The organism is Microbacterium sp. SA156 (genome assembly GCF_049065455.1).
Classification (GTDB): Bacteria; Actinomycetota; Actinomycetes; order Actinomycetales; family Microbacteriaceae; genus Microbacterium; species Microbacterium barkeri.
The window spans coordinates 14,735-30,857 of sequence record NZ_JBAKGU010000023.1 but is presented as its reverse complement, the minus strand read 5'-3'; the positions used below and the strand labels follow the sequence as shown (position 1 = coordinate 30,857).

The window sequence follows — 16,123 nt, the reverse complement described above, 5'->3', positions numbered from 1 at the left end:
TGACGAGCTTGATGCCGCATACCAGACAGGTGGTCGAGTTCGTCGCAAGGCCCACGACTAAGGGTCGCGGACCATAGCGATCCCCGTTCTACCGCGAGATTCCGCGGCTAGATCGAGAACCCATCCACTCCTTTTGGCCTATAACCCTCAGGCGCGCCGACCGCCCGGGCGCCGCGGCACCGCCGTGCGCCGGCGCGTGCGGCCGACGACGAAGGCGCTGATCAGCACGAGCAGACCCCCGGCGGCCGACGCGGCGAGCGCGACGATCGACGCGATGTGGGCCATCTCATCGGCACTCATGCCTCTCCCCTTCCGTCCGCGGATCCCTCCCCTGCTCATGAGACGCGCGAGCGGCCGTTTCATTACGCGGGTCGACCGGGACCATCCCTCCCCGCGTTCTCAGGGCGTGTCGCGTAGGCTTGTCCGGTTCGTGCCCCATCCGACATCCGGAGAGACATGCCTGCCACGCCCCGCCTCGTCGCCTTCGACCTCGACGACACCCTCGCTCCCTCGAAGTCGCCCATCGAGCCGCGGATCGGCGAGTTGCTCATCGCGCTCGCGGAGCGTGTCGAGGTCGCGATCATCTCGGGCGGGCAGATCCAGCAGTTCCGCATGCAGGTCGTCGACCGACTCCCCGAGGCTCCCGAGGCGCTCTCGCACATCCACCTCCTGCCGACGTGCGGCACCCAGTACTTCCGCCACACGGGCGACGACTTCTCGGCGGTGTACGCGCGCGAGCTCACCGACGACGAGAAGCGCCGCGCCCTCGCCGCGGTCGAGGAGGAGGCCAAGCGCCTCGGCTTCTGGGAGACGCAGACCTGGGGTCCGATCCTCGAGGACCGCGGCTCGCAGATCACGTTCTCCGCCCTCGGCCAGGAGGCGCCCGTCGACGCGAAGAAGGCGTGGGACCCGACGAGCGAGAAGAAGTCCGCGCTGCGCGACGCCGTCGCCGCGCGCGTGCCCGACCTCGAGGTGCGCTCGGGCGGCTCGACCTCCGTCGACATCACCCGCAAGGGCATCGACAAGGCCTACGGCATGCGCCAGCTCGCCGAGGAGACCGGCATCGACCTCGACGACATGCTCTTCTACGGCGACCGGCTCGACGCCGACGGCAACGACTACCCCGTCCTCGCGATGGGCGTCGCGTGCGTCTCGGTGACGGGCTGGGAGGACACCGTCGAGAAGCTCGAGGAGCTCATCCCGGCACTCCCCGTGCGCGTCTGAGCGCCCGCCAGACGACGAAACGGCCCCCGGATCATCCGGAGGCCGTTTCGTCGTATGGCGCGTCAGCTGGCGTAGCCGCGCGGGTTCTTCTGCTGCCAGTTCCAGACGCTCGACGTCATGTCGTCGATGCCGAAGCGCGCCTTCCATCCGAGCTCCGACTCGGCCTTCGCCGGGTCGCAGTACGTCGCGGCCATGTCGCCCGGGCGTCGCGGCGCGATCACCTTGGGCAGCTCGCGGCCGACGGCCTTCTCGAACGACGCGATGAGCTCGAGCACGCTCACGGGGCGGCCCGTGCCGAGGTTGTAGCTCGCGAGCCCGGGCTGCGCCTTCTCGAGCGCCGCGACGTGCCCCTCGGCGAGGTCGACGACGTGGATGTAGTCGCGCAGGCCCGTGCCATCCGGGGTGTCGTAGTCGTCGCCGAAGACGTTGATCTCGGGCAGCGAGCCGACGGCCACGCGTGCGACGAACGGCATGAGGTTGTTGGGGATGCCCTGCGGGTCCTCGCCGATGAGACCGGACTCGTGCGCGCCGACCGGGTTGAAGTAGCGCAGCAGCGTGACGTTGAGCTCGGGGTTCACCTTCTGCACGTCAGCGAGGATGACCTCGTTGATGAGCTTGCTCTTCGAGTACGGGTTCGAGAGCTCGACGAGGTCGCGCGTGCCCGTCTCGCGGAACGGCAGGTCGGCCGGGTTCGAGTAGACGGTCCCCGTGGAGGAGAAGACGAACGAGCGGATGCCGTTGGCGAGCCCCACGCGGAGCAGAGCGAACGTCGAGTCGAGGTTGTTCGCGTAGTACTCGAGCGGCTTCTGGGTCGACTCGCCGACCGCCTTGTGCGCGGCGAAGTGGATGATCGCCTCGAACGGCCCGTGCTCGGCGAACGCCGCCCCCACGACCTCGTCGTCGGCCGCGTCGCCCACGACGAGCGCCACGGGCGTCCCCGTGATCTGCTCGATGCGCGAGGCGACGACGTCGCTCGTGTTGTCGAGGTTGTCGAGCAGCACGACCTCGTGGCCGGCTTCGACGAGCGCCACCGCAGTGTGCGCACCGATGTATCCGGCTCCGCCGGCAAGGAGTACTCGCATGCCCTCAGGCTACGGCTCCGGCCATGTTGACGTCAACATGCATCATGCAGGCGTGAGCACGCCGCCGGACTCCTCGAGGTAGCAGACGCCGCACAGCGACTCGTAGGTCACGAAGTGCTCGTCGCGCACGGCGGCGCCCTCGGCGTCGATGGCCACCTGGTCCCCGTCGAACACGAACCGCCCTGCGACCTTGCGGCCGTTGAAGAGCGCCTTCCGGCCGCAGCGGCAGATCGTCTTCAGCTCCTCGAGGGCGTGGGCGATCTCGAGGAGTCGCCGCGAGCCAGGGAACGCCTGCGTGCGGAAGTCAGTGCGGATGCCGTACGCCATCACCGGGATGTCCTCGAGCACGGCGATGCGGAACACCTGATCGACCTGCGCGGGCGTGAGGAACTGCGCCTCGTCGATGAGCAGGCACGCGACATCGCGCGGACGGTCTCCTGCGAACAGGGCGCGGCTCGCCTCGCGACGGACGTGCTCACGGTGACGCGCGAAGAGCTCGCCGGCATCGTCATCCGCATCGATGAGGAAGTCGACCGTGCGGGTGACGCCGAGGCGCGACTCGATCTGGTCGGCGCCCTTCGTGTCGATCGCGGGCTTGGCGAGGAGGACGGCCTGCCCGCGCTCCTCGTAGTTGTACGCGGCCTGCAGGAGGGCGGTGGACTTGCCCGAGTTCATCGCCCCGTAGCGGAAGTAGAGTTTGGCCACCGGACGAGTGTAGTCGGCGGGCGGTCAGAGCGCCGCGCGGCGGGCGGTCGGCGCCCCGCTCGGCGGGCTGCCGCCCCGCGCGGCGGCCTCCCGCCATCCAGACCAGCGCCCGTCGCCGAGACCAGTGCGGGGAACGCCAGTCTCGACGCCCGACGCTAGTCTCACGAAGGAGGTGGGCGGTCAGAGCACGGCGAGGCGGGCGAACACGTGCTCGCGGTTGAGCGGCGCCTGCGAAGGATCGTCCACCGCCTCGACGGGGACGACCCACCGGAGCTCGTCGATCTCGGCCTGCACGACCGGCTCGACCGGAGTGCGGGTCGAGAACACGGTGGCGAGCAGCGCGTGATCGGCCTCGTTGGCCGCACGGGTCGCGAAGGTGCCCAGCAGGCGCAGGTCGGCGGGCGCGATCTCCAGCCCGAGCTCCTCGCGCACCTCGCGGATGGCCGTGTCGACCGCGCTCTCCCCCACCTCCGGCTTCCCGCCCGGCAGCATGAACGCGCGCGTGCCGCGCTTGCGCACGGTCAGCACCGCGCCATCCGCTCGCAGGAAGGCGATCGCGGCGACGGTGATCCGCGGGGCGGACGACGCCGTCGCCGAGGAGGGTCGGATGGCGGCTGCGGGGTTCACGGGCACGTCGAGCCATGTTAGCCGCAGCCGCCATCCGGCGGCCGTGCGTCAGTCGATCATGCCGCGGCGGAGGAGCTGCCCCCGCGGGGTGCTGCCGTCGACGACCTGACCGCGCAGGTACGTGCGGCGCACGAGACCCGAGAGCGCGCGGCCCGCGTACGGCGTGATCGGGTTCTTGTGATGGAGCTTCGCGACGTCGACGACGTACGCGTCGTCGTCGGCGAACACCGCGAAGTCGGCGTCGTAGCCGGGCGCGATGCGGCCCTTGCCGGTGAGCCCCGCGAACTGCGCCGGCCGGTCGCTCATCCACGACACCACGGTCTCGAAGTCGATGCCGCGGTGACGCGCCTCGGTCCAGACGAGCGACAGCCCCAGCTGCAGCGAGGAGACGCCGCCCCATGCCACCGCGAAGTCGCCGTTCTCGAGGTCCTTCAGGTCGAGCGTCGACGGGGAGTGGTCCGAGACGATGAAGTCGATCGTGCCGTCCTGCAGGCCCTCCCAGAGCAGTTCGCGGTTGCCGGCCTCGCGGATCGGCGGGCAGCACTTGTACTGCGTGCCGCCCGTCGGGATCTCCTCGGCGGTGAGCGTCAGGTAGTGCGGGCAGGTCTCGACCGTGAGCCGCACGCCGTCGCGCTTCGCCGAGCGGATCATCGGCAGCGCGTCGGACGACGACAGGTGCAGGATGTGCGCACGCGCCCCCGTCCAGCGGGCGCGTTCGATGACCTCGGCGATCGCGATGTTCTCGGCACCGCGGGGGCGCGAGGCGAGGAACTTCGCGTAGTCGTCGCCCTCGGGCGAGGGCGCGCGGTCGATGGCGCGCGAGTCCTCGGCGTGCACGAGCATGACGGAGTCGAACGACGCGAGCTCGCGCATGTCGTGCTCCATCTCGTCGGCGTCCAGCGGCGGGAACTCGTCGACGCCCGAGTGCAGCAGGAAGCACTTGAACCCGAAGACGCCGTCGTCGTGCAGGTCGCGCAGGGACGACGTGTTGCCGGGCACGGCGCCGCCCCAGAAGCCCACGTCGATGTGCACCTGGTCGCGCGCGACGGCGCGCTTCTCCTCGAGGGCCGGCACGTCGATCGTCGGCGGGATGCTGTTGAGCGGCATGTCGATGATCGTCGTCACGCCTCCTGCGGCTGCGGCGCGCGTCGCGGATGCGAAGCCCTCCCACTCGGTGCGGCCGGGCTCGTTGACGTGCACGTGGGTGTCGACGAGGCCCGGGATGAGGGTCTCCCCCGCTGCCAGCTCGACGACCTCGTCGCCCTCGAGCGCGTTCCCGAGCGGCTGGAGCGCCACGATCCGGCCATCCCGCACGCCCACCTCGCGCGGGCGCACGCCCGAGGTCGTGAGCACCCGCTCGCCCCGGATCACGAGGTCGTAGCGCTCGCGGGGAAGCGTCGAGGCGGCTGTCGACTCTGCACTGTGTTCGGTCTGCGACGACATCGTCGCTCCTTTCGAATGGTCTCTCATCAGTTTCGCGGAACGGCCGCGAGATGCTGCGCGGCGATGTCACGGCCGATCGCGCGCAGGTGGATGGCGGCGTCGCGGATGCTCGCCGCCGCGTCGACGGCGCGGTCGCTCGTCGCGTAGCACGCGGCGAACCCCGCCTCCCGCCAGCGCTCCTCGCCGAGGAGCGTCCGGCCGCACACGGCGACGGCGGGCACCCCCGCGGCCGCCGCCGTGCGCGCGACGCCCAGCGGCGTCTTCCCCCCGAGGCTCTGCTCGTCGAGCGAGCCCTCACCCGTCACGACGAGGTCCGCCCCCCGCAGACGGTCGGCGAGACGGGTGAGGTCGAGCACGACGTCGACGCCCGCACGGCGTCGAGCGCGCAGCGCCGCGAGAGCGCCGAAGCCGACGCCGCCGGCCGCGCCTGCACCGGGCAGGTCGCGGGCAGCGACGCCCGATGCGGCCTCGAGGGCGTCGGCGAACACCGCGAGCGCGGCGTCGAGGGTCTCGACGTCGGCGGGCGATGCTCCCTTCTGCGGCCCGAAGACGCGCGCCGCACCGCGCGCCCCGAGCAGCGGATGGTCGACATCGCTCGCGAGGACGACCTCCGCGCCGACGAGCCGGGGATCGAGCCCCGACAGGTCGACGCGGCGGACGCGCGCGAGCGCTGCACCGCCATCCGGCACCTCGCGCCCCTCCTCGTCGAGGAGGCGCGCACCGAGGGCCGCGAGCATGCCCGCTCCCCCGTCGGTGGAGGCCGATCCCCCGACCGCGAGCACGAGCCGGCGTGCACCGCGGCCGAGGGCGGCCCGGATCAGGTCGCCCGTGCCGCGCGACGACGCCCTCAGCGCGTCGCGCTCGGCTTCGGGCACGAGCTCGAGGCCCGAGGCCGTCGCCATCTCGATGACGGCGAGGTCGTCGCGCTGCGCCCACGTCGCCGCGACCGGGTCGCCGAGGGGCCCGGACGCGACCGCCCCGTGCCGGGCGAACCCGTTGGCGACCGCCGCGTCCACCGTGCCCTCGCCGCCGTCGGCGACCGGCGCGAGGTCGATCTCCGCGTCGGGGAGCTCGTCGCGCAGGCCGTCGGCGACGGCCTGCGCGACCTGCTCCGCGCTGAGCGACCCCTTGAACTTGTCGGGGGCGATGACGATGCGCACGCGCGTCCTCCGGGCGTCCTGCTCAGGCCGTGACGGCGGCCGGACGCAGCGGGATGGTCGCGGTCGGCGCGTCCTCGGGGCCCTCGGCGAGGTCCTCGAACTCGTTGATCGCGTCGATGCCCGCTGCGCCCATCGAGATGTTGGTCACGCGCTCGAGGATGACCTCGACCACGACCGGCACCTGGTGCTCCTCCATGAGCTTCTTCGCCTGCTCGAACGCGCCTGCGAGGTCGCCCGCCTCGCGCACGCGGATCGCCTTGCAGCCGAGGCCCTCGGCCACCTTGACATGGTCCACGCCGTAGCCCTCGGTCTCGGGGCTGTTGACGTTGTCGAACGCGAGCGACACGTGGTAGTCCATGTCGAACGCGCGCTGCGCCTGGCGGATGAGCCCCAGGTAGGAGTTGTTCACGAGCACGTGGATGTAGGGCAGCTTGAATTGCGCGCCCACCGCGAGCTCCTCGATGAGGAACTGGAAGTCGTAGTCGCCCGACAGCGCGACGACGGTCTTCGTCGGGTCGGCGGTCACGACGCCGAGCGCCGCGGGAAGCGTCCAGCCGAGGGGTCCGGCCTGACCGCAGTTGATCCAGTGGCGCGGGCGGTACACGTGGAGCAGCTGCGCGCCGGCGATCTGCGACAGGCCGATCGTCGAGACGTAGCGGACGTCGCGGCCGAAGGCGGCGTTCATCTCCTGGTACACGCGCTGCGGCTTGATCGGCACGTTGTCGAAGTGGGTCTTGCGCTGCAGCGTCGCCTTGCGCTCCTGCGTCTCGGCGACCCAGGCCGACCGGTCGCGGAGCGACCCGGCGGCCTTGCGCTCGCGGACGAGCTCGAGCAGTCCGCGGATCGCGGCACCCGCGTCCGACACGATGCCGAGGTCGGGCGCGAACACGCGGCCGATCTGCGTGGGCTCGATGTCGATGTGGACGAAGCGGCGGCCCGCACGGTAGACGTCGAGGGCGCCCGTGTGACGGTTCGCCCAGCGGTTGCCGATGCCGATCACGGCGTCGGAGGCGAGCAGGTTCTCGTTGCCGTAGCGGTGCTGGGTCTGCAGGCCCACCATCCCCGCGTGCAGGGCGTGGTCGTCGGGGATGACGCCCCAGCCCATGAGGGTCGGGATGACGGGAAGGCCGAGCTCCTCGGCGAGCGCGACGAAGTCGTCCGGCGCGTCGGCGTTGATGATGCCGCCGCCCGCGACGAGCACGGGCCTCTCGGACGACTCGATGAGGTCGAGCACGGCCTCGAGCTGGCCGCGGGTGGCCTCGGGGCGCGCGATCGGCAGCGGCTCGTACAGGTCGATGTCGAACTCGATCTCGGTGAGCTGCACGTCGATCGGGAGGTCGATGAGCACGGGGCCGGGACGGCCCGAGCGCATGAGGTGGAACGCCTGCTGGAAGACGCCGGGCACCTGGCCGGCCTCGAGCACGGTCTTCGCCATCTTCGTCACGGGAGCCGCGATCGAGGCGATGTCGACAGCCTGGAAGTCCTCCTTGTCGAGCTTGGCGACCGGCGCCTGACCCGTGATGCAGAGGATCGGGATGGAGTCGGCGGATGCCGAGTACAGGCCCGTGATCATGTCGGTGCCGGCGGGGCCCGACGTTCCGATGCAGATGCCGATGTTGCCCGGCTCGGCACGGGTGTACCCCTCGGCCATGTGGCTCGCCGCCTCGACGTGGCGGGCGAGCACGTGGCGGATGCCGCCGTGGGCGCGCATGGCGGAGTAGAAGGGGTTGATGGCGGCACCCGGCAGGCCGAAGGCCTGCGTGGCGCCCTCCTTCTCGAGGATGAGCACTGCCGCGTCCACGGCGCGCATCTTGGTCATGATGGTCTCCTGATGGTCTTGTCGCCGCGGGGGCCGAGGCCGCTTCCGCTGCGGGAGGTGGGGTGGGGCTACGCCTTGCTCGCGCGGCCGGAGAGCTCCTCGACGAGGAGGAGGAGGCCCGAGTGGTCGAGCGACCCGTAGCCCTTCTGACGAGCGGCGCCCATGAGCTGGGCGGTGAGGGCGCCGAGCGGGATGTGGACGCCGGCTTCACGGGCGGCGCTCGTGACGATGCCCATGTCCTTGTGGTGGAGGTCGATGCGGAAGCCCGGCTCGAACTCGCGCTTGATCATCGACGCCGCCTTGCGATCGAGGATCCGGTTGCCGGCGAGTCCGCCTGCGAGCACCTCGACGGCGCTCGTCGTGTCGACGCCGTACGCCTCGAGGAAGACGAGGGCCTCGGCGACGAGCTCGATCGTGCCGGCGACGATGAGCTGGTTGGCCGCCTTGACCGTCTGGCCCGAGCCGGCGGGACCGACGCGGACGATCGTCTTGCCGACCGCCTCGAGCACGGGGCGGACCTCCTCGACGACGGCCTCGTCGCCGCCGATCATGATCGAGAGCACGCCCTCGATCGCCCCGGCCTCTCCGCCGGACACGGGCGCGTCGAGCGCGCGCAGGCCGGCCTCGGCGGCGGCCTCCGCGAGTCGCGCCGAGACGTCGGGCCGGATGCTCGAGAAGTCGATCCAGACGGCGCCCTTCTGCGCGTGGGCGAACACGCCCTCCGAGCCGCCTACGACGGCCTCGACGTCGGCCGAGTCGGGCACCATCGTGGCGACGATGTCGGCGCCGGCGACGGCCTCCGCGATCGACGCGGCACCGGTGCCGCCCGCCTCGACGAGTGCGTCGACGGCGCCCCGGCTGCGGTTGAAGCCCACGACGTCGTGGCCGGCCGAGATGAGGTTCTTCGCCATGGGGAGGCCCATGATGCCGAGTCCGATGAACGCGATCCTGGTCATGATCTGCCTTTCCGAGATGTCTGTGCGGGGGAAGCGGTCAGCTGCGGGCGGCCGCGGCGTCGAGCCAGGCGAACGGGGCGTCGCCCGTGGCCTTGTACTCGAGCCCGATCGGGCCGTCGTAGCCGAGCTCGCGGCTGCGGTCGATCCACTGCTGCAGGGGCAGGTCGCCCGTGCCGGGCTCGCCGCGCCCGGGGGCGTCGGCGATCTGGATGTGGCCGAAGCGCGCCGCGTGCGCCTCGATCACCGCAGCGACGTCGTCGCCGTTGACCGCGAGGTGGTAGAAGTCGGCGAGCAGGCGCACCTCGCCGGCGCTCGCCGGGACGCGGGCGATCACGTCGAGCGCGTCCTGCGCCGTGCGCAGCGGGTAGCGGTCGGCGCCCGAGACGGGCTCGAGCAGCACCGTGCCGCCGATGCGGGCGACGGCGGTCGCCGCGGCGGCGAGGTTCTCGGCGCCGAGCGCGTCCTGCTCCTCGGGCGTCGCGTCGTCCTGGCGGAGGCCGTACAGCGCATTGAAGGCGCGCGTGCCGAGACGCTCGCCGATGCGGGTCACGACGTCGAGGTTGTCGCGGAACTCCTGCGAGCGCGCGGGCCACGAGACGAGGCCGCGGTCGCCGGCGGGCATGTCGCCCGCGAAGAAGTTGAGCCCCGTGAGCTGCACGCCGGCGTCCTCGATCGCGCGGACGAAGGCGTCGACCTCGTCCTGCGCGGGCACGGCCTCGGCGAACGGCCACCAGAACTCGACGGCGTCGAAGCCCGCGGCCTTCGCGGCGGCAGGGCGCTCGGCGATCGGCAGCTCGGTGAGGAGGATCGAGCAGTTCACCGTGTACGTCATCGGACCGGCCTTTCTAGTTTCATAATCCGGAAGATTAGTTCTGATATGTGAAATCTACCGGATGGTCCCGGCGCACGTCAACCCGCAGTCGCCGGCGTCCGGACACAACGATGGCCGGGAACCGCCCCAACGAGGTCCCCGGCCATCGCGCCGTGAGTCAGAGGGTGATCTGACGGTTCACGTCCTTGTAGAGCAGGTACCGGAACACCCCGGGACCGCCCGCGTAGCAGGCCTGCGGGCAGAACGCCCGCAGGGAGAAGTAGTCGCCCGGCTGCAGCTCGACCCAGTCGTCGTTGAGCCGGTAGACCGCGTTGCCCTCGAGGACGAAGATGCCGTGCTCCATGACGTGCGTCTCGAGGAACGGGATCTTCGCACCGGGCTCGAACGTCACGACCGTGATGTGGAAGTCGTAGGCGAGGTCCTCGACGTCGAACAGCCGCGTCGTCCGCCAGGCGCCGTCCGTGCCGGGCATCGGCGCCGGCTCGATCTGCTGCTCGTTCCCCGCGAACGCGCGGGGCTCGAGTCCCTCGACGCGCTCGTAGCGCTTGCGGAACCAGTGGAATTGGGCCGTCTGGCCGCCGTCGTTGCGCAGCGACCAGCGCGCGGCCGGGGGGATGTACGCGAAGCCGCCCGGCGTGAGCTCGTGGCGCTCGCCGTCGATCTCGACCGACACCGACCCGGTGAGGACGAAGACGAAGCCCTCGACCTCGGCCTGGGGCTCGGGCCCGTCGGACCCTCCACCGGGCTCGACCTCGAGCACGAGCTGCGCGAAGGTCGTCGCACCCGATGCGACGGGGCGGTTGAGGATCCAGGCGCGGGTGCCGCGCCATTCGGGCAGCACGCTCGCGACGATGTCGCGCATGACGCTGCGCGGGATGACGGTGTACGCCTCCGTGACGATCGCGGCCGACCCGAGGGAGTCGGTCTGCGGCGGCAGTGTCGGGTCGATCGTCGCGTAGTCGTAGGTGGGGGTGGTGATGGGCATGGGGTCCTCTCAGGCGCGGCGGGGGTGGGCCAGGGCGACGAGCGCCTGCTCGTCGATGCCCACGCGCTCGCGCAGCTCTTCGGAAGTGACGGCTCCGGACTGGACGCCGCGGACGAGGAATCCGGCGAGCGCTCGCGCGGTCGCGGGCTCGTCGAGGAAGCCGCCCGAGTTCTGCTCGACGTAGTCGCGCAGACGCGTGGCGACGCCGCCCAGGCCGTCGCGGAAGAACGCGTAGCTGGCGATGAAGCGGCTCGGCAGGTGCGCGGGATGCAGATCCCACCCCTGGTAGTACGCGCGCTCGAGCGAGCGGCGGACGAGCCGCGCGTGCAGACGCCACGCGTCGCGCACGCGCTCGGGGTCGCCCGTCGGCACGACGTTCGTCGAGCCGTCGCTGAGGCGGACGCCCGTGCCGGCCACCGCGACCTGCATCACGGCCTTCGCGTGATCCGCTGCCGGATGCTCCATCGACTGGTACGCCGCGGAGACCCCGAGCGATGCGGAGTAGTCGTACGTGCCGTAGTGGAGGCCGGTGATCCTCCCCTTGCCGGCGTGGATCAGGGTCGCGACGGGCGCGGTGCCGTCGGCGGCGAGGATGAGCTGCGGGGTCTCCACCTGCACCTCGAATCCGAGGCGGCCGGGGACGAGCCCCAGGCGCTCCTCGATGCGCTCGAGGAGCGAGACCATCGTGCGCACCTGGTCGACCGTCGTCACCTTGGGCAGCGTGAGGACGAGCCCCTCGGGGAGCTCGCCGCGCGCCGCGAGGGTCGTCAGGAACAGGTCGAGCGTGCGGATGCCGCGGCGCCGCGTCGGGGCCTCGAAGCACTTGAAGCGGATGCCCGCGAACGGCGGCGCCGTGCCGGCAGCGACGTCCTCGGCGAGCGCCTCCGCCGCGGCGACCACGGCGGCGTCCTCCTGCTCGTCGCCGCGGTCGCCGAAGCCGTCCTCGAAGTCGATCCGGAGATCCTCGATCGGCTCGGTGCGCAGCTTCGCCGAGACGCGCTCGACGATGACCTCGGCCTCCGCGTCTCCGACGAGGTCGGACACGACGGCGCGGAGCCCTCCAGAGGCCTCGACGGCGTCGAGCGCCGCGGCACCCCACTCCCCCGCGACCCCGGGCCGGTAGAGGTGGCCGGGGACGTAGACGGTGTGGATCGGCTGACGCGCGCCCGTGTCGCCGGGATAGCTCTCGACGAGCAGCCGATCGGTCTCGGCGAGCGCGGCGTCGGCCTCGGCGTAGTCCGACTCGCCGAGCGATCCGGCCACCTCGACCGCACGAGCGGCCGTCATCGTGCCACGACCTCGTCGTAGGCGCCGTTGGTCAGGAAGTCGGCGTACTCCTCGGAGAGCACGATGTCGCGCACGAGCCGCGAGGCCGGCAGGTAGAGCCGCTCGAAGTCGTCGCCGGGCACCTCGCCGCGCAGGCGCTCGACCTCCTCGTCCAGGATGCGCTCGACGAGATCGCGCGTGACGGTCTCGCCCGAGTCGAGCGTGACGCCGTTGCGGATCTGCTGCCACACCTGCGAGCGGGAGATCTCGGCGGTCGCGGCGTCCTCCATGAGGTTGTGGATCGCGACCGCGCCGTTGCCCCCGAGCCAGGCCGCCGTGTACGCGACCGCGACGTAGAGGTTGAGGCGGAGGCCGTCGAGCGTCGCCGTGCCGCCCGCCGAGCGGACGTCGAGGAGCTCGGGGCCCTCGATGCGCACGTCGGGGCGCTGGCGGTCGATCTGGTTCGGCCGCTCGCCGAGCACCTCGTCGAACACCTCGCGGCACACGGGCACGAGGTCGGGGTGCGCGACCCACGAGCCGTCGAAGCCGTCGTTCGCCTCGCGCAGCTTGTCGGCGCGGACCTTCGCGATGGCCTGCTCGGTCACCTCGGGCTCGCGGCGGTTCGGGATGAAGGCGGCCATGCCGCCCATCGCGAACGCGCCGCGCTTGTGGCACGTCTGCACGAGCAGCTCGGTGTACGCGCGCATGAAGGGCGCCGTCATCTGCACCTGCGCGCGGTCGGGCAGGGTGAACGCCTCCCCCGCGTCGCGGAAGTTCTTGATGATGCTGAACAGGTAGTCCCAGCGCCCGGCGTTGAGACCCGACGCGTGCGGTCGCAGCTCGTAGAGGATCTCGTCCATCTCGAACGCGGCGGTGATCGTCTCGATGAGCACCGTGGCGCGGATGGTGCCGGGCTCGATCCCGAGGGCGTCCTCGGCGTACGTGAAGACGTCGTTCCACAGGCGCGCCTCGAGGTGGCTCTCCATCTTCGGGAGGTAGTAGAACGGCCCCTGCCCTGCGTCGGCGAGGATGCGGGCGTTGTGGAAGAAGTGGAGTCCGAAGTCGACGAGCGCGCCGACCGCGCTCTCGCCGTCCCAGCGCGCGTTGTGCTCCGGCAGGTGCCACCCGCGGGGGCGGACCACGACGACCGCGAGCGGCGCGTCCGTCCGCAGCGCGTACGCACGGCCGTCGGGAGCGGTGTAGGAGAGCGAGCCGCGGGCGGCGTCCTTCAGGTTGACCTGCGCGTCGACGACGTTGTGCCACGTCGGCGCCGACGCGTCCTCGAGGTCGGCGAGCCACACCTTGGCCCCCGAGTTGAGGGCGTTGATCGCCATCTTCGCGGGGCTCGCGGGGCCCGTGATCTCGACGCGGCGGTCGCGGATGGCGGCGGGCGGCTCGGGCACGCGCCAGTCGCCGGCGCGCACGTCGGCGGTCTCCGGCAGGAAGCCGAGGGTGTGCGTGCGGGCGATCTCGTCGCGTCGCTCGCGGCGGCGGTCGAGCAGCTGCGGCACGCGCGCGGCGAAGCGCTCGTGGAGCGCGTTGACGAAGGCGAGCGCCTCGGGGGTGAGGATCTCCTCGGCGCGCGCAACCGGCGCCGGATCGGTGATCTGGATCGACATGATGGTGCTCCTCTCCTAGTGCGCCGCGGCGGCGACGGCCTCGTGTGCGCGCTCGCGGTCGCGCTCGGCGACGGCGACGATGGCGTCGGCCACGTCGCGCGCGACGTCGCGGTCGAACACGCTGGGGATGATGTAGCTCTCGTTGAGCTCCTCGTCGGTGACGTTGCGGCTGATGGCCTCCGCCGCCGCGACGAGCATCTCGGTCGTCACGTCGTTGACGCCCGCGTCGAGCAGCCCGCGGAACACGCCGGGGAACGCGAGCACGTTGTTGATCTGGTTCGGGTAGTCGCTGCGGCCCGTGGCGACCACGGCCGCGTGCCGTCCGGCGAGGACCGGATCGATCTCCGGGTCCGGGTTGGCGAGGGCGAAGACGATCGAGCGCGGCGCCATCGTCGCGACGGCCTCCTCGGTGAGCACGTCCGGCGCGCTGACGCCGATGAAGACGTCGGCGCCGGCGACCGCCTCGGTGAGCGAGCCGGTGAGACCCTGCTGGTTCGTGTTCTCCGCGATCCACCGGCGGTGCTCGTCGGCGTACTCCTCGCCGCGCGAGATGACGCCCGAGCGGCCGGCCGCCACGATGCGGCGCACGCCGGCGGCGAGGAGGAGCTGGATGATCGCGTGGCCGGCGGCGCCGACACCGGAGACGACGACCTCGATGTCCTCGATGCGCTTGTCGACGACGCGGAGCGCATTGTTGAGCGCGGCGAGCACGACGATCGCCGTGCCGTGCTGGTCGTCGTGGAAGACGGGGATGTCGAGCTCCTCGCGCAGGCGGGCCTCGATCTCGAAGCACCGGGGAGCGGCGATGTCCTCGAGGTTCACGCCGCCGTAGACGGGGGCGATCGCCTTGACGATCTTCACGATCTCGTCGGTGTCCTGCGTGTCGATGCACACGGGCCAGGCGTCGACGTCGGCGAACTGCTTGAACAGGGCCGCCTTGCCCTCCATGACCGGCAGCGCCGCCGAGGGGCCGATGTTGCCCAGGCCGAGCACCGCCGATCCGTCGGTGACGACCGCGATCGTGTTGCGCTTGACCGTGAGGTTGCGGGCGAGCTTCTCGTCATCGGCGATGGCGAGGCAGACGCGCGCGACACCCGGCGTGTAGGCGCGGGACAGGTCGTCGCGGTTGCGCAGCTCGACCTTGGGCACGACCTCGAGCTTGCCGCCCAGGTGGATGAGGAACGTGCGGTCGCTCACGTGCTCGACCGCGACGCCCTCGATCGCGCGGATCGCGTCGGCGACCTGGTCGGCGTGATCGGGCGACGAGGTGTTGGCGGTCACGTCGACGACCATGCGGTCGGCGTGCGACTCGACGACATCGAGCGCGGTCACCTGAGCTCCCGCGGCGCCGACCGCGGCGGCGAGCTCGCTCGTGACCTGGTAGCTCGAGGGCGCCTGGACGCGGACGGTGATCGAATACCCGGGGCTCGGGTTGGCCATAGGATCCTCCTTGATCGGCGGGGCCCGCACGTCGATTGTGCGGACTCGGAGACGAGAGCCGTTTTTCCACGAAGTGGAGTTTTGCTTCTGCCTTGTGGAATGATTGTAGAACGAAGTGCGGACCGGCCGCAACTGGAGGAGATCCCATGACCGAACGCACCACAGGCGGCGTGCAGTCCGTCGAGCGCGCCTTCGAGCTGCTCGACCTCATGGCGGACGCGGGCGGCACGCAGACGCTGTCGGAGCTCGCGAACCGCACGGAGCTGCCGCCGCCGACCATCCACCGCCTCCTGCGCACGCTCGTGGGGCGCGGGTACGTCCGCCAGCTGCCCAACCGCCGCTACGCGCTCGGGCCCCGCCTCATCCGCCTCGGCGACGGCGCCAACCGCCAGCTCGGGCAGATCGCGGAGCCGTACCTCGCCGACCTCGTCGGCCGGCTGCAGGAGACCGCCAACCTCGCGGTGCTCGACGGCGACATGGTCCTGTACGTCGCGCAGGTGCCGTCGCCGCACTCGGTTCGGATGTTCACCGAGATCGGGCGACGCGCCCACACGCACGACACGGGCGTCGGCAAGGCGATCCTGTCGCAGCTCGACGAGCCGACCGTGCGGTCGATCGTGTCGCGGGTCGGGATGCCCCGCGCGACCGAGCACAGCATCGGCGACCCCGAGGAGCTCGTCTCGCACCTGTCGCTCATCCGCGAGCGCGGCTACTCGATCGACGACAACGAGCAGGAGATCGGCGTGCGCTGCTACGCCGTGCCGATCCCGGACGCTCCCACGCCGACGGCCGTCTCGGTCTCCGGCCCGCAGACCCGGGTCGACGAGGCGTTCGGCGAGCGCGCCGTGCCGCTCCTCCTCGAGGCCGCGGAGGCCATCAGCCGGGAGATGAACCGCACGGTCTGACGCCGCGCACACGGAAGCGGGGTCGTGCGTCCTGGACGCCCGACCCCGCTTCCGTGTGCC

Annotated in this window: 15 protein-coding genes; 2 read left to right on the top strand and 13 right to left on the bottom strand. The window is 71.5% G+C overall.

What is annotated here, in order from left to right:
- Positions 1-147: 147 nt before the first annotated feature.
- A complete protein-coding gene (locus tag ACOWU6_RS16035) occupies positions 148-300 on the bottom strand; it encodes a hypothetical protein (protein ID WP_271173927.1) in 153 nt (50 codons plus the stop codon).
- A 156-nt stretch (positions 301-456) separates the two neighbouring features.
- Between ACOWU6_RS16035 and ACOWU6_RS16030 the strand changes: the two genes are divergently transcribed.
- Complete coding sequence (locus ACOWU6_RS16030; protein WP_271173928.1) at positions 457-1,224, top strand: HAD-IIB family hydrolase; 768 nt, start codon at positions 457-459, stop codon at positions 1,222-1,224.
- A 62-nt stretch (positions 1,225-1,286) separates the two neighbouring features.
- Here ACOWU6_RS16030 and galE read toward each other — a convergent pair whose 3' ends face one another.
- The 12 genes from galE to ACOWU6_RS15970 form a co-directional block, all read right to left on the bottom strand.
- Entirely contained in the window at positions 1,287-2,306 is a 1,020-nt protein-coding gene (galE, locus tag ACOWU6_RS16025; protein WP_271173929.1) for a UDP-glucose 4-epimerase GalE, read from the bottom strand.
- 42 nt (positions 2,307-2,348) lie between these two features.
- On the bottom strand, positions 2,349-3,011 hold the full coding sequence (locus ACOWU6_RS16020; protein WP_271173930.1) for a thymidine kinase: 663 nt from the start codon (positions 3,009-3,011) through the stop codon (positions 2,349-2,351).
- A gap of 180 nt (positions 3,012-3,191) precedes the next feature.
- Entirely contained in the window at positions 3,192-3,644 is a 453-nt protein-coding gene (locus ACOWU6_RS16015) for an NUDIX hydrolase (RefSeq protein ID WP_421076316.1), read from the bottom strand.
- Positions 3,645-3,686: 42 nt separating this feature from the next.
- Positions 3,687-5,081 (bottom strand): allantoinase AllB, encoded by a 1,395-nt coding sequence (gene allB / locus ACOWU6_RS16010; RefSeq protein WP_324014206.1) that lies wholly within the window; start codon positions 5,079-5,081, stop codon positions 3,687-3,689.
- Positions 5,082-5,107: 26 nt separating this feature from the next.
- The gene (locus ACOWU6_RS16005) at positions 5,108-6,241 is read right to left on the bottom strand and encodes a glycerate kinase (protein ID WP_421076315.1); all 1,134 of its coding nucleotides are present in this window, start codon (positions 6,239-6,241) and stop codon (positions 5,108-5,110) included.
- Positions 6,242-6,263: 22 nt separating this feature from the next.
- A complete protein-coding gene (gcl, locus tag ACOWU6_RS16000) occupies positions 6,264-8,060 on the bottom strand; it encodes a glyoxylate carboligase (RefSeq protein ID WP_421076314.1) in 1,797 nt (598 codons plus the stop codon).
- A gap of 68 nt (positions 8,061-8,128) precedes the next feature.
- Positions 8,129-9,016, bottom strand: a complete 888-nt coding sequence (locus ACOWU6_RS15995) for a 2-hydroxy-3-oxopropionate reductase (RefSeq protein ID WP_271173935.1) — start codon at positions 9,014-9,016, stop codon at positions 8,129-8,131.
- A gap of 37 nt (positions 9,017-9,053) precedes the next feature.
- Complete coding sequence (locus tag ACOWU6_RS15990) at positions 9,054-9,848, bottom strand: hydroxypyruvate isomerase family protein (protein ID WP_282979717.1); 795 nt, start codon at positions 9,846-9,848, stop codon at positions 9,054-9,056.
- Between the two features lie 157 nt (positions 9,849-10,005).
- Entirely contained in the window at positions 10,006-10,833 is an 828-nt protein-coding gene (locus ACOWU6_RS15985; protein WP_271173937.1) for a bifunctional allantoicase/(S)-ureidoglycine aminohydrolase, read from the bottom strand.
- Between the two features lie 9 nt (positions 10,834-10,842).
- Positions 10,843-12,120: a DUF6986 family protein gene (locus ACOWU6_RS15980; RefSeq protein WP_271173938.1), complete on the bottom strand. Its 1,278-nt coding sequence runs from the start codon at positions 12,118-12,120 to the stop codon at positions 10,843-10,845.
- Positions 12,117-13,718, bottom strand: a complete 1,602-nt coding sequence (gene aceB / locus ACOWU6_RS15975; RefSeq protein ID WP_421076313.1) for a malate synthase A — start codon at positions 13,716-13,718, stop codon at positions 12,117-12,119. Before aceB ends, ACOWU6_RS15980 begins: the two co-directional genes overlap by 4 nt.
- A gap of 15 nt (positions 13,719-13,733) precedes the next feature.
- The gene (locus ACOWU6_RS15970; RefSeq protein WP_282979721.1) at positions 13,734-15,158 is read right to left on the bottom strand and encodes an NAD-dependent malic enzyme; all 1,425 of its coding nucleotides are present in this window, start codon (positions 15,156-15,158) and stop codon (positions 13,734-13,736) included.
- Positions 15,159-15,304: 146 nt separating this feature from the next.
- Here ACOWU6_RS15970 and ACOWU6_RS15965 point away from each other — a divergent pair, with 146 nt between their 5' ends.
- Positions 15,305-16,063, top strand: coding sequence for an IclR family transcriptional regulator (locus tag ACOWU6_RS15965; RefSeq protein ID WP_271173941.1), 759 nt, complete (start codon positions 15,305-15,307; stop codon positions 16,061-16,063).
- Positions 16,064-16,123 lie beyond the last annotated feature (60 nt).

Coding starts and splice junctions, on each gene's coding strand:
- ACOWU6_RS16035 (WP_271173927.1), bottom strand. CDS start 300: ATGAGTGCCGATGAGATGGCCCACATCGCGTCGATCGTCGCGCTCGCC.
- ACOWU6_RS16030 (WP_271173928.1), top strand. CDS start 457: ATGCCTGCCACGCCCCGCCTCGTCGCCTTCGACCTCGACGACACCCTC.
- galE (WP_271173929.1), bottom strand. CDS start 2,306: ATGCGAGTACTCCTTGCCGGCGGAGCCGGATACATCGGTGCGCACACT.
- allB (WP_324014206.1), bottom strand. CDS start 5,081: ATGTCGTCGCAGACCGAACACAGTGCAGAGTCGACAGCCGCCTCGACG.
- gcl (WP_421076314.1), bottom strand. CDS start 8,060: ATGACCAAGATGCGCGCCGTGGACGCGGCAGTGCTCATCCTCGAGAAG.
- ACOWU6_RS15995 (WP_271173935.1), bottom strand. CDS start 9,016: ATGACCAGGATCGCGTTCATCGGACTCGGCATCATGGGCCTCCCCATG.
- ACOWU6_RS15990 (WP_282979717.1), bottom strand. CDS start 9,848: ATGACGTACACGGTGAACTGCTCGATCCTCCTCACCGAGCTGCCGATC.
- ACOWU6_RS15985 (WP_271173937.1), bottom strand. CDS start 10,833: ATGCCCATCACCACCCCCACCTACGACTACGCGACGATCGACCCGACA.
- ACOWU6_RS15980 (WP_271173938.1), bottom strand. CDS start 12,120: ATGACGGCCGCTCGTGCGGTCGAGGTGGCCGGATCGCTCGGCGAGTCG.
- aceB (WP_421076313.1), bottom strand. CDS start 13,718: ATGTCGATCCAGATCACCGATCCGGCGCCGGTTGCGCGCGCCGAGGAG.
- ACOWU6_RS15970 (WP_282979721.1), bottom strand. CDS start 15,158: ATGGCCAACCCGAGCCCCGGGTATTCGATCACCGTCCGCGTCCAGGCG.
- ACOWU6_RS15965 (WP_271173941.1), top strand. CDS start 15,305: ATGACCGAACGCACCACAGGCGGCGTGCAGTCCGTCGAGCGCGCCTTC.